Annotated in this window: 12 protein-coding genes; 6 read left to right on the forward strand and 6 right to left on the reverse strand. The window is 69.7% G+C overall.

The genetic code is table 11. The annotated features are described in order from the left end of the window. Nucleotides 1–359: 359 nt before the first annotated feature. The 3 genes from QH290_RS01540 to QH290_RS01550 are packed head-to-tail and all read right to left on the reverse strand — an operon-like array spanning nucleotide 360 to nucleotide 2506. Nucleotides 360–1019, reverse strand: coding sequence for a GntR family transcriptional regulator (locus tag QH290_RS01540; protein ID WP_280261305.1), 660 nt, complete (start codon nucleotides 1017–1019; stop codon nucleotides 360–362). Further along, a complete protein-coding gene (locus QH290_RS01545; protein ID WP_280261303.1) occupies nucleotides 1006–1749 on the reverse strand; it encodes a maleate cis-trans isomerase family protein in 744 nt (247 codons plus the stop codon). Before QH290_RS01545 ends, QH290_RS01540 begins: the two co-directional genes overlap by 14 nt. A gap of 13 nt (nucleotides 1750–1762) precedes the next feature. Next, nucleotides 1763–2506 carry a maleate cis-trans isomerase family protein gene (locus QH290_RS01550; RefSeq protein WP_280261301.1) on the reverse strand — a complete coding sequence of 248 codons (744 nt, stop codon included), beginning with the start codon at nucleotides 2504–2506 and terminating at the stop codon, nucleotides 1763–1765. Nucleotides 2507–2652: 146 nt separating this feature from the next. On the opposite strand from QH290_RS01550, the gene QH290_RS01555 reads away from it, so the two are divergent. The 3 genes from QH290_RS01555 to QH290_RS01565 all read left to right on the forward strand — a co-directional run bounded on the left by QH290_RS01555 (nucleotide 2653) and on the right by QH290_RS01565 (nucleotide 5550). Then, nucleotides 2653–3558: a D-2-hydroxyacid dehydrogenase gene (locus QH290_RS01555; protein WP_280381763.1), complete on the forward strand. Its 906-nt coding sequence runs from the start codon at nucleotides 2653–2655 to the stop codon at nucleotides 3556–3558. Between the two features lie 13 nt (nucleotides 3559–3571). Then, nucleotides 3572–4972, forward strand: a complete 1401-nt coding sequence (locus QH290_RS01560; RefSeq protein ID WP_425303541.1) for an amidase — start codon at nucleotides 3572–3574, stop codon at nucleotides 4970–4972. 434 nt (nucleotides 4973–5406) lie between these two features. After that, nucleotides 5407–5550 (forward strand): hypothetical protein, encoded by a 144-nt coding sequence (locus QH290_RS01565; RefSeq protein WP_280381760.1) that lies wholly within the window; start codon nucleotides 5407–5409, stop codon nucleotides 5548–5550. Between the two features lie 32 nt (nucleotides 5551–5582). On the opposite strand, the gene QH290_RS01570 is transcribed toward QH290_RS01565, so the two are convergent. Both QH290_RS01570 and QH290_RS01575 read right to left on the reverse strand, forming a co-directional pair. Next, the gene (locus QH290_RS01570; RefSeq protein ID WP_280381761.1) at nucleotides 5583–6083 is read right to left on the reverse strand and encodes a DUF3830 family protein; all 501 of its coding nucleotides are present in this window, start codon (nucleotides 6081–6083) and stop codon (nucleotides 5583–5585) included. Nucleotides 6084–6091: 8 nt separating this feature from the next. After that, nucleotides 6092–7333, reverse strand: coding sequence for an aspartate aminotransferase family protein (locus QH290_RS01575; RefSeq protein WP_280267890.1), 1242 nt, complete (start codon nucleotides 7331–7333; stop codon nucleotides 6092–6094). A 230-nt stretch (nucleotides 7334–7563) separates the two neighbouring features. On the opposite strand from QH290_RS01575, the gene QH290_RS01580 reads away from it, so the two are divergent. Both QH290_RS01580 and QH290_RS01585 read left to right on the forward strand, forming a co-directional pair. Continuing rightward, a complete protein-coding gene (locus QH290_RS01580) occupies nucleotides 7564–8985 on the forward strand; it encodes an NAD-dependent succinate-semialdehyde dehydrogenase (protein WP_280381765.1) in 1422 nt (473 codons plus the stop codon). Between the two features lie 23 nt (nucleotides 8986–9008). Further along, the gene (locus QH290_RS01585; RefSeq protein WP_280381762.1) at nucleotides 9009–10070 is read left to right on the forward strand and encodes a tartrate dehydrogenase; all 1062 of its coding nucleotides are present in this window, start codon (nucleotides 9009–9011) and stop codon (nucleotides 10068–10070) included. Between the two features lie 54 nt (nucleotides 10071–10124). Here QH290_RS01585 and QH290_RS01590 read toward each other — a convergent pair whose 3' ends face one another. Next, complete coding sequence (locus QH290_RS01590; protein WP_280266748.1) at nucleotides 10125–10925, reverse strand: metal-dependent transcriptional regulator; 801 nt, start codon at nucleotides 10923–10925, stop codon at nucleotides 10125–10127. Between the two features lie 146 nt (nucleotides 10926–11071). Between QH290_RS01590 and QH290_RS01595 the strand changes: the two genes are divergently transcribed. After that, nucleotides 11072–12040 carry a bifunctional riboflavin kinase/FAD synthetase gene (locus QH290_RS01595; protein WP_280266747.1) on the forward strand — a complete coding sequence of 323 codons (969 nt, stop codon included), beginning with the start codon at nucleotides 11072–11074 and terminating at the stop codon, nucleotides 12038–12040. Nucleotides 12041–12667 lie beyond the last annotated feature (627 nt).

The following is a 12667-nucleotide window of genomic DNA, read 5'->3' on the forward strand; positions in this document are numbered from 1 at the left end:
GTGTGGCGCACCGGTTTCCGTGCCGCGCGCGGCCGCCCCCGGCCCGCGGCCGCGATCCCCACCGGCAGCTTCGCCAGCGAATAGCGCATGGCGTCGCCGCGGCTGCGGGCCCCCCACCCCCCCCCGCGCGCCCACCCCACCCCACCCCCCCCTCTCTTCGTGCTGCCCCCCCACCACCTCGTCCTTGTGCTGGTGGCGCCCTAACCCGGAATCGGGGGCGAGGATCTGTCCCGCTGTCCTGGCGCGCTCCCCGTCCGCTTTCCCGGCGCGCTCCCGTCCACTTTCCCGGTGCGCTCCCGTCCACCTTCCCGGCGCGCCCCGTCCACTTTCCCGGCATGCTTTTGGCCGGGATCTTTCGATCACGACCGGTCGGTCAGCCGCTCGACGGCGTCGTGCATGTGGTCGACCAGGAGTTTGCGGGCGCGGCCGGGGGCCCCGGAGCCGATGGCCTCGCGCAGCTCGGTGTGCTCCTGCACCTGGACGAAGACGTCCGGGTACGTGGTTTCCAAGGCGCCCAGGCACATTCGGGTCTCGATGAACAGGGTGCTGGCGGCGCGGGCCAGGCGGGGGCTGCCGGCGCTGTCCACCAGCGCCTCGTGGAAGGCCTGATCGGCATCGGAGACGCCCGCCGGGTCGCCGCGCTCGGCGCAGGCGCGCATCGCGGCGACGCTCGGTTCCAGTGCGTCGTAGGCGATCTCGCGACGCCCGTCCAGGATGAGCTCGAGCGCGCCGCCCTCCAGCGCGGTGCGTGCCCGATACACGTCGAGCACATCGTCGAGGGTCAGTTCGATGACGAAGATCCCGCGGTGGCGGATGCTGTGCAGCAGGCCCTCGGAGACCAGCCGCTGCATGGCCTCGCGCACCGGACCGCGGGACACGTCGAACTGCGTGGCGAGGTCGGCCTCGACCAGCTGCGCACCCGGCGGCAGCGTGCCGCGCATGATGGCGGTGCGGAGTCGGTCGGCAATCATCTCCGCGGTGGATTGCCGATTGACCGGCTCGAATTCAATGACCGGCATGAATCAGCCTTTCCGAGAACAGCTTACCGAGCGCATCCGAAATCGGCTCGGCCCCTGGCGAATACCCGGCGAGCCGGATGCCCTCCCAGATGGTGACCTGGTTCGCGGTGAGCACCGGCTTGCCGAGCGTGGCCTCGAGCTCCGGCAGCACCGCGACGGTGTGCATCGCGGTATCGGGGATCAGCAGCGCCTCGGCGTCCGGATGATCGTTGGCCACAGCCAGTTTCAGCACCTGCTCGCCGGTGAGCGTGCCCACCTCGGCCGCGGTGTCGATATCGGCCGCCGACATCGACAGCACCCGGATGCCTTCGGCGCCCAGGAAATCGACGAACAGCCCCGAGACGTCGTCGGGATAGCTGGCGCACACCGCCACCGACGAGATGCCCAGCGCCCGAGCGGCATCGACGAAGGCGAAGCTGGTGCTCGACGCGGGCACCCCGGCCGCCTCGGCCAGCCCGCGCACCTGCTCGCGCGCCCCCTGCGGCCCGTACACGAAGCTGCCCGAGGTGCAGGCCCACACCACCGCGCTCGGCCGGTACCGCGCCAGCAGTTCGGCGCCGTGGCGCAGCTTCTCGGGGCTGCCGAGGTCGAGCAGCTCGGGCACGGCGTGCAGGTCGGTGCCGTAGATGTGGGCGACCCGCAGGTCCGCGCCGAGCAGCTCGGCCGCGCGCGGGAAGTCGTCCTCGGCCGCGTGGTCGGGGTAGATGAAACCGATGGTGGGTGTCTGCATGGTCGGTGATCCCCTAGAAGACGTCCTGGAGCCACTTACCGGGCCCCATCATGGGTAGTTTCATGCGGCCCAGGCACGCCCACATGGTGAGCTGGTTCGCGGTGAGCACCGGTTTGCCGAGGGCCTGTTCGAGCGGTTCCACGAGGTCGTAGGTGGGCAGGTTGGTACAGCTGACGAAGATCGCCTGGGATTGCGGGTCGTCGGCGTTGATGATGCGCTCGGCGATGGTGCGGTAGCTGACCTTCCAGATGCCGCCGCCCAGGCCCAGATGGTCGGAGCGGATGACCTCGCAGCCGACCTCGCCGAGAAAGTCGTGCAGTTTGCGCGTGAGGATCTCGTCGTAGGGCGTGAGGACCGAGATTCGGCTCAGCCCGAGCTTGCGGATCGCCTCGACCAGCGCGCCGGAGGTCGTCACCGCGTCCGGGGCGCCCGCGGCGCAGATGGCCTCGCGCAGCGACTGCTCGTAGGCCAGCCCCTTGATGAAACTGCCGGAGCTGCACAGGTAGGCGATCACCTCCGGGTCGACGTGCAGGACGTCGCGGGTTGCGGCGGTGAGGTGGGCGGCGTTGGACACCAGCTCCGCCATGGCCACCGAGACCGGCACCGGTTCGTAGGGCGTGCGGGCCAGATGCAGGCTCACCTCCAGTGGCGCCCACCGCCACAGCTCGCGCTCCAGGGCAAGGTCGAACGGTGCGATGATCCCGATGCCCCGCTGTGCGACCGGGCCGTCGATCTCGGGAAAATTCAGGTCAACCACGACGGCCCCTCTCGCGTTCAGCCAGGCAATCCTCCGCACACGATCGGATTGTTGACAATCATACGATGCGTTTCTAGCCTGTCAATGTGGTTGAGGGCCAAATAGTCACCGTCCTTCACGATGGCACCAGGCCCGATGCGGGGCTCATGCGTCCGGTAGCCGAACGGGCGACCGTCCGCTATGCCGATTCGGCTGAGCTCCCCGAGGCATTGCGTGGTGCCGACGTGTTGTTCGTGTACGACTTCACCAGTACGGCGGTCCCCGGCGCGTGGCCGGCGGCGGACCGGCTGCGCTGGGTGCATGTCGGTGCCACGGGTGTGGACTCGGTGATGTTCGACGAGCTGATCGACAGCGACGTCGTCGTCACCAATACCCGCGGCATCTTCGACCTGCCGATCGCCGAGTACGTGCTCGCACAGATCTTGAACTTCGCCAAGGATCTGCCCGAATCGTGGCGGCTCCAGCAGCAGCATCAGTGGCGCCACCGGGAGTCCGAACGCCTCGCCCACTCCACGGTACTCGTCGTGGGCACCGGATCCATCGGCCGGGCCATCGCCCGGATGCTGCGGTCGGTCGGCATGGAGGTGCGGGGGCTGGGGCGGCGGCCGTGCGCCGACGACCCCGACTTCGGCACCGTCGGCACGGATCTGCACGCCGAGCTGCCCGGGGCGGACTATGTCGTCGCCGTGGCTCCGCTCACGCCGCAGACGCGTCATCTGTTCGACGCGCGGGCATTTGCCGCCATGAAGCCGCATTCCCGTTTCGTCAATGTCGGTCGTGGGGAACTAGTAGTGACAGACGATCTCGTCGCCGCGTTGCGCAACGGCAGCATCGCGGGCGCGGCGCTCGATGTCGTCGATCCCGAGCCGCTGCCGCCGGGTCACGCGCTCTGGGATCTGCCGAATGTCCAACTCACGCCCCACAATTCCGGGGATGTCGTCGGATGGCGCGGTGATCTCGTCGCCGCGTTTGCCGAGAATTTCCGGAAGTGGATCGACGGCCGGCCGCTGGAGAATGTGGTCGACAAAAGGCTGGGTTACGTTCCCAGCTGAAAGGGAGTCAGCCATGGCCCACCCCGATATCGATATCCCGACCGAACCGGCCGCGATGACCGCGGTCGAGCTGGTCACCGCCTATTCCGCCGGTGCGCTGTCACCGGTCGAGACGACCCAGGCCGTGCTCGACGCGATCGCCGAGCGCGACGGGGAGCTGAACGCGTTCTGTCTCGTGGATCCCGAACGCGCGCTGATGCAGGCCAAGGAGTCCGAGGCGCGCTGGCACTCCGGTCACGTGCAAGGGCTGCTCGACGGGGTGCCGATCTCGATCAAGGACATCTTCCTCACCGAGGGCTGGCCCACCCGCCGCGGCTCCACCTCCATCGAGCCCGATGTGCCGTGGCCGCTGGACAGCCCGGTCACGGCCCGGCTGCGCGAGGACGGGCTGGTGTTCCTGGGCAAGACGACCACGCCGGAGCTGGCGTGGAAGGCGGTCACCGACAGCCCGCTGGCGGGCATCACCCGCAATCCGGTGGATCCGTCGAAGACCTGCGGCGGTTCCTCGGGCGGCAGCGCGGTGGCGGTGGCGGCCGGGATGGGACCGCTGTCGGTCGGCACCGACGGCGGTGGCAGCGTGCGCATTCCGGCGTCGTTCTGCGGCGTCGTCGGCTTCACGCCGACGCACGGGCGGATTCCACTGTATCCGGCGAGCCCGTTCGGCCCGCTGGCGCACGCCGGACCGCTGACCCGCACGGTCGAGGACGCGGCGCTGCTGATGGACATACTGTCGCTGCCCGATCCGCGCGATCCCACGGCGCTGGCGCCCACCATCACCACCTTCCGGGGCCAGCTGCAGCGGGATGTGCGCGGCGCGACCGTCGCGTACTCGGCCACCCTCGGCTACGTCGACGTCGATCCCGAGATCGCGGCCGTGGTGGAGGATGCGGTGCGGCAGCTGGGCGAGGCGGGGCTGCGGGTGGTGACCGCCGACCCGGGCTTCAGCGATCCGCTCGAGGCGTTCGAGGAGCTGTGGGCGGCCGGTGCGGCGACCATGCTGTCGAAGTTCCCCGAGGGCAGCCGCGAGCGCGTCGATCCGGGGCTGGGCGAGGTGTGGGATCGCGGGGCGAGCCTCGACGCCGTCTCCTATCTGGACGCGCGCGGCGTCGCCGCCGAGGTCGGCATCGTCATGGGGGCCTTCCACACCGCCTACGACGTGCTGATCACGCCGACCATGCCGATCCGGCCGTTCGAGGCCGGGCACGACGTGCCGCCGGGCAGCGGCCTGCGCAGCTGGCCCCAGTGGACCCCGTTCACCTACCCGTTCAACCTCACCCAGCAGCCCGCCATCAGCATCCCCGTGGGCACCACGAAGGACGGGTTACCCGTGGGCCTGCAGATCGTGGGCCCCCGGCATTCGGACGACCTGGTGCTCGCGCTGGCGAGGTTCGCTGAGCAGGTGCTGGCGGGCTGAGGGGCTCCGATCCGCGTATTCCGTCGGCGGATGTAGTGGACCACCCGTCGGCGGGATAAGCTGTGGGGCAAGAAGACCGCCGATCCGGCGAGCAGGGGGTTCGAGCTGGAGCAAGGGACGGCGTGGATGGCCGACAACCAAGCCGTAGACCCTGCGGACACCGCTCGCGGTGGCACTGAGCACGAACGGAGCGCAGCGATGAGTGAGGCGATTCGCTACGACGAGGAGATCCAGTACGAGGGGGATCTCCGAGAGTTCGCCGATCGGCTGCTGGAGACTGCCCGGGTCGAATATGTCGAGGAGGGGGTACTGCTCGTCACGAATCCACCCGGGTTCCAGCATGGAGCGATTGTGAGCGGGATCGTCAGGGCCATCGTCCGGGCGCCGGTGTTACATGGTGAAGTCGTCGATTGGCGGACAAAGGAGAACTTCCAGTGGGCCGGTGGACGCTGTTCGCCCTGGCTCCGGGCTGGCATCGCTACCAGGTCTGCGACGACGGCGACTACGGCGACGACATCGCACTCCCGGAGCCCTTCGGTTTCACGATTCCGACGGGCAAGTGGCCTCGCTGGAAATAGCAGCGGCGAGGCCCTACTCCGATTCCCTTGCTCTACTCCGATTCCCTCGCGAACGCGAGGGTCTCGCCCTCGACTCCCCGCAGCCACAGGTTGTTGCAGGCCGTCGCGATGTCGGCGAGTCCCTCTTCGATGGTGGCGAAGACGTTGCCCGGGACCCAGCCCATATCGCCGTTGATCAGGAGGTTGTTGCGGCCGTAGAAGAGGGCGAGGTCGGTGGCGCCCTGGGCGTGGTGGGCCTCGGACCCGGGCTCGTAGCCGTAGGCGGGGTTGCCGATCTCCCACGGTTCGAAGTCGAACAGGCAGACGTCGCCGGGAATGGGTGTGACGGTGGGGTTTTCGCGATGCGGTGCCGCGACGATGCGCGGCACCAGCGTGTACACCTCGTTGCGGGCGTACTTGGCGTGGAAGGCGTCGCCCTCCTGCGGCAGCGCGTCCCAGACCGCCGCGCAGGTGAGCGGCGCCTCGTTCTCCAGAAGCCGGGCGCGGCAGCTGACCCCGGCCTTGGTGAGGGTGATCGTGAAGTAGCGGGCCATCGATCCTCCTACAGCTCGTCCAGCACGGACGACCAGATGGCGAGGGCCTCGTCGACCTGGTCGGCGGTCACGATCAGCGGCGGGATCATCCGGACCACATTGCTGTAGGCGCCGCAGGTCAGCAGCAGCAGGCCCTTCTCGTGCGCGAGCCGCTGCGCGGTGGCCGCGGTCGCGGTGTCGGGTTCGCCTGTGGGCGTGGTGAATTCGGTGCCGACCAGCAGGCCCAGGCCGCGCACGTCGCCGACGGCCTTGGTGGCGCGCTCGCGCGCACCGGCGAGCAGCTGCCGCCCGCGCTCGGCGGCGTTGTCGACCAGGCCCTCGGATTCGATGACGTCGATGGTGGCCAGCGCCGCGGCGCAGGCGACGGCATTGCCGCCGTAGGTGCCGCCCTGCGAGCCGGGCCACGCCTTGGCCATCAGCTCGCGGGAGGCGGCGATGCCCGACAGCGGGAAGCCGCTGGCCAGGCCCTTCGCGATGGTGATGATGTCCGGCCGGACGTCGAAGTGCTGATGGCCGAAGAACTTTCCGGTGCGGCCGAAGCCGGTCTGGATCTCGTCGAACACCAGCAGGATGCCGTGCCGGTCCGCGCGTTCGCGCAGGCCCTGGAAGAAGCGGGTGTTGCCCGGAATGTAGCCGCCCTCGCCCAGCACCGGTTCGACGAAGAACGCCGCGGTCTCGGCGGGAGAGGTCAGCGTGGTCAGCAGGTAGTCCAGCTCGCGCAGCGCGAAATCGGTGGCCTGCTCCTCGGTCCAGCCGTAGCGGTAGGCGGTGGGGAACGGGGCCACGTGCACGCCCGCCATCAGCGGGCTGAAACCGGCGGAGAACCGGGTGCCCGAGGTCGTCATGGTGGCCGCGGCGACGGTGCGGCCGTGGAAACCGCCATGGAACACAACGACATTCGGCCGCCCCGTGGCCTGGCGGACCAGCCGCAGCGCAGCCTCGATCGCCTCGCTGCCGGAATTGGAGAAGAACACCGAATCCAGTCCCGCGGGCAGCACATCGCCCAGGCGCTCGGTCAGCGCCAGCAGCGGCTTGTGCATCACCGTCGTGTACTGCGCGTGGATGACGCTGGCGATCTGCTGCTGCGCGGCCTCGACCACGCGCGGGTGGCAATGCCCGGTGCTGGTGACACCGATCCCGGCGGTGAAGTCCAGGTAGCGGCGACCGTCGGTGGCGTAGAGGTAACAGCCCTCGCCGTGGTCGACGGTGATCGGGGTGGCCTGCTTGAGGACGGGGGAGAGTGCCGTCATCGTGATCCGCCTTCCGGAGCGTGGAGGGTGCCGCGACCGGCGCCCGCGCGGATTGTCTATTGTCGGATTGTCGACAATATGAATAACATGTCGGGCGGGGCCACAGCAATGGGGTGCCGCTGGGTGCGGCGCTCGACCAGGTGAGGAGACATGCGGTGACGCAGATCGACGCGGGCCTGAACCGGGCCGAGACGGACCTGAACCCGGCCGAGCGGGCCGCCATCGACAGCGTGCCCACCGGCCTGTACATCGGCGGGCAGTGGCGCGAGACGGCGGCCACCATGCCGGTGACCGATCCGGCCACCGGGCAGACGCTGTGCTCGGTCGCCGACGCCGGGCCCCAGGACGGTCTCGCCGCACTGGAAGCCGCGGCGGCCGCGCAGGCCGACTGGGCGCGCACTCCGCCGCGCGCACGCAGCGACATCCTCCTGCGCGCGCACCGGATGCTGCTCGACGATGCCGACCGGCTGGCGCTGATCGCGACGCTGGAGATGGGCAAGCCGCTAGCGGAGGCCCGCGGCGAAGTCGCCTATGCCGCAGAGTTCTTCCGCTGGTTCGCCGAGGAGGCGGTGCGGCTGGACGGCGGGTACATGACCGCGCCCGCGGGCGGGTCGCGGTTCCTGGTGGCGCGCCAGCCGGTCGGCCCGAGTCTGCTGATCACGCCGTGGAACTTCCCGATGGCGATGGCCACCCGCAAGATCGGCCCGGCGCTGGCCGCGGGCTGCACCAGTGTGGTCAAGCCCGCCGAGCAGACGCCGCTGTGCACGCTGGCGATCGCCGACATTCTGGGTGCGGCCGGTGTGCCCGCCGGGGTGGTGAACGTGGTCACCACCTCGGATCCGGGTGCGGTGATGACGCCGATGATTCTCGACGAACGCTCTCGCAAACTGTCGTTCACCGGATCCACCGCGGTCGGCAAGAAGCTCCTGGAACAGTGCGCGCAGACGGTCATGCGGACCTCGATGGAGCTGGGTGGCAACGCGCCGTTCATCGTGTTCGACGACGCCGACCTCGACGCGGCGGTCGAGGGTGCGCTGGCGGCGAAGATGCGCAATATCGGGCAGGCGTGCACGGCCGCGAACCGGATCTTCGTGCAGCGCACCGTCATCGACGACTTCGCGGCACGGCTCGCCGCGCGGATGGCGGAGCTGCCGATGGGGCGGGGCACCGAATCCGGGGTGGTCGTCGGCCCGCTGATCGACGACGCCGCCGTGGCGAAGGTGACCGAACTGGTCGCCGACGCCCGGGCCCGCGGAGCGCGGGTGCTGCTCGGCGGCGAGGCGGTCGACGGACCCGGGAACTTCTATCCCGCAACGGTTCTCGTCGGCGTCCCCGACGACGCGCAGATGTGCCACACCGAGATCTTCGGCCCCGTCGCGAGCCTCACCCCCTTCGACACCGAGGACGAGGTCGTCACGCGCGCCAACGACACCCCCTACGGTCTCGTCGGCTACGTCTACACCGAGGGCCTCCGCCGCGGCCTGCGCGTGTGCGAGGCCCTCGACAGCGGCATGGTCGGGCTGAACCAGGGCGTGGTATCCAACCCTGCCGCCCCCTTCGGCGGCGTGAAGGAGTCCGGCCTCGGCCGCGAGGGCGGGCTCACCGGCATCGACGAATTCCTGGAGACCAAATACATCGGCGTCCAGATGTGAGAACCGAAGACGAGGGAGCACAGGTGAGCACCTACCGCATCGCGACGATTCCCGGCGATGGCATCGGCGTCGATGTGACCGCGGAGGCGGTCAAGGTGGCCGACGCCGTGCTGCCCGGTATCGAATGGACCGAATTCGACTGGTCCTGTGAGCAATACCTGCGCACCGGCGCCATGATGCCGCCCGACGGAGTGGAGCGGCTCGCCGGGTTCGACGCGATTCTGCTGGGCGCCGTGGGGTTTCCGGGCGTGCCCGACCATATCTCGCTGTGGGGCCTGCTGATTCCGCTGCGTCGGGCCTTCGGCCAGTACGTGAACCTGCGGCCGGTGCGGCTGCTGCCCGGCACCGAATCCGCGCTGCGCGACCGCACCGCCGCGGATCTCGACATCCTGATCGTGCGGGAGAACTCCGAAGGGGAGTACTCCGAGATCGGCGGCACCCACAACCCCGGGCGGCCCGAGGAATTCGTGCTGCAGGAATCGGTGTTCACTCGTGTCGGCTGCGAACGCATCATCCGCTACGCGTTCGAGCGCGCCCGCGAACGCAATCGGAAGCTGTGTTCGGCCACCAAATCCAACGGCCTGATCCACTCGATGCCCTACTGGGACAGCATCTTCGACCGCATCGCCACCGAATACCCCGACGTCGAAACCCGCCAGATGCACGTCGACGCGCTGGCCGCCGAGATCGTGCTGCACCCGGACCGCCTCGACGTGATCGTCGCCTCGAACCTGTTCGGCGACATCCTCTCCGACCTCGCCGCCGCCGTCACCGGCGGCCTGGGCCTGGCCCCCTCCGGAAACATCAACCCGCACAGCGACGCCCCGTCGATGTTCGAGGCCGTCCACGGCAGCGCCCCCGACATCGCGGGCCAGGGCATCGCCAACCCGGTGGCCCAAATCCTCGCCGCCGCAATGATGCTCGACCAACTGGGCGAACACGACGCGGCCACCGCCATCGACCGCGCCGTCCGCGAAGTCCTCGCCGAGGGCGACCTCCACACCCCCGACCTCGGCGGCACCGCCACCACCACCGAACTCGGCACCGCCATCGCCAAACGGGCCACAGAACTCATCGGTGACTGACAGCGCACGCAGGTTGGTTCACCTCGAATTTCCGGCATGCTTTGGCCGGAATCCTCAGTGGGTGAGCCAGATGGCGTCGGCGGCGGGGCTGCCGAGGTCGATGGTGCGGTCGCCGATGCGGATGGCGATGGTGCCCGCGAAGTCGCGGCGCTCGACCACCGAGATCGGGGTGTCCAGGGCGATTCCGACCGAGTCGAAGTAGCGCAGCATGGCGGGGTCGAAGTCGGAAATCCTTGCCACGCGGCCGGATTCACCGGCCTGGAAGTGGCTGAGCTGGCGGGCGGGCGGCGTGGGGACGGCGCCGTCGACCGAGGGGATCGGGTCGCCGTGCGGGTCCCGGTCCGGATGGCCGAGCTTGGCGTCGATGCGCGCCATCAGGGTTTCCGAGACCGCGTGCTCGAGCACCTCGGCCTCGTCGTGCACCTCGTCCCAGCCGTAGCCGAGCTCGTTGACCAGGAACGTCTCGATCAGGCGGTGCCGGCGCACCATCGCGACCGCGGCGCGGCGGCCCAGATCGGTCAGCGTGATCGCCCCGTAGCGGGCGTGCTCGACCAGGCCCTGGTCGGCGAGCTTGCGCACCGCCTCGGACACCGTGGACGCCGATACGCCGATGCGCTCGGCGAGCAGCTTCGTCGACACCTTCTCCTGCGACCACTCCTGCGCGGTCCAGATCACCTTCAGATAGTCCTGGGCGACGGAGGAGAGCACCGGGGCGAGCGTGTCCTCGCGGTCGGTCGCGGTATCGGCCGCCGCGCTGCCGGTTCCGCCGTCGGATTCCTGTGTCGCGGAGGGATCGACCAGCTCGCGGCGGGTGGCGATGTCTCGTTTTCCGGGCACGTTTCCGAGCTTATGCATACCTTGCCCGCTTTCCCACATCGGCACGCGCAGTCCCGCGCCCGAGTGACGGCCGCGTGACCGACCGCGGATCCGCGCACCACGCCGCTGTGAACAACCCCACCGCCGCATACTGTCCGTGACCCGGCTTGCGTAGGCTGCCGGGTGTGCAGAGATGGCGAAGTCTCGAGGACATTCCCCCGGACTGGGGCCGGTGCGTGCTCACGATCGGAGTGTTCGACGGAGTGCACCGCGGTCATGCCCAGCTGATCAGCCGCGCCGTGAAATCCGCCGCCGTGCGCGGCGTGCCCTCGGTGCTGATGACGTTCGATCCGCACCCCATGGAGGTGGTGCGGCCCGGTTCGCACCCCGCCCAGCTGACCACCCTGACCCGCCGCGCCGACCTGGTCGAGGAATTGGGCATCGACGTGTTCTGCGTGATGCCGTTCACCCACGAGTTCATGAAGCTGACCCCCGCCCGCTACGTGCACGACCTGCTGGTGGAGAAGCTGCACGTCACCGAGGTCGTGATCGGCGACAACTTCACCTTCGGCAAGAAGGCCGCGGGCACCGTCGACACCATGCGCGACCTGGGGGTGCGCTGGGGCTTCGAGGTCGACGGGGTGAAGCTGGTCGGCGAGCACGCGGTCACCTTCTCCTCCACCTATATTCGCGCCTGCGTCGACGCCGGGGATATGGCCGCGGCCGCCGATGCGCTGGGCCGCCCGCATCGCGTCGAGGGGGTGGTCGTGCACGGCGACGGGCGCGGCAAGGAGCTGGGCTTCCCGACCGCGAACGTGGCGCCGCCGATGCACGCCGCCATCCCGGCCGACGGGATCTACGCGGGCTGGTTCACGGTGCTCAACCCGGGCAAGACGGTGGGCACCACCGAGCCGGGGGAGCGCGCGATGGCGGCCGTCTCGGTCGGCACCAACCCCACCTTCTCCGGCCGCACCCGCACCGTCGAGGCCTACGTGCTCGACACCGACGCGGACCTCTACGGCCAGCACGTCGCGGTCGACTTCGTAGAACACCTACGCGGCATGCGCAAATTCGCCTCCATAGACGACCTGATCACCGCCATGCACCGCGACGTAGACCAAACCCGCAAGATCCTCACCCCCGAAAAGGAGTAGATCCCGGCCAAAAGGACGCAGGGAATAAGGGGACAGGGCGCCATACCGCGAAAGAGAGGGACGGCACCAACCGCGAATGAGGGACGGCGCCATACCGGGAATGTGGGACGGCGCCGTACCGGGAATGTGGGACGGCGCCGTACCGGGAATGAGGGACGGCGCCGTACCGGGAATAAGGGACGGCGCCATACCAGGAATTGGGGACAGTGCCATACCGGGAACAGGGCGGCGCCATGCCGGAATGAGGGCGTGGCCGCCATGCCGGGAATGAGGGGACAGCGCATTGCCGGGCCACGACGGCGGAGCGGGACGGCTTCAGTGTTCCTTGTCTCATGGTGTCCGGGATGGTTTCGGGTTTCTTGTCTCATGGTGTCCGGGACGGTTTCAGGTTCCGCGCCTCATGGTGTCCGGGGTGGTTCAGCGCTCCCCGGCTCATGTCCCGGGACGGCTCTACATTCCCGGCCCGCCCGCCCCCGGGGGGGGGGGGGGGGGGGGGGGGCGGGGGGGGGGGGGGGGGGGGTTGGGGGGGGGGGGGGGGGGGGGGGGGGGGGGGGGGGGGGGGGGGGGGGGGGGGGGGGGGGGGGGGGGGCGGGGCGGGGGGGGGGGGGCCCGCGCCCCCCGCGGGTC

This window comes from Nocardia wallacei (assembly GCF_029869545.1).
Taxonomy (GTDB): domain Bacteria; phylum Actinomycetota; class Actinomycetes; order Mycobacteriales; family Mycobacteriaceae; genus Nocardia; species Nocardia wallacei_A.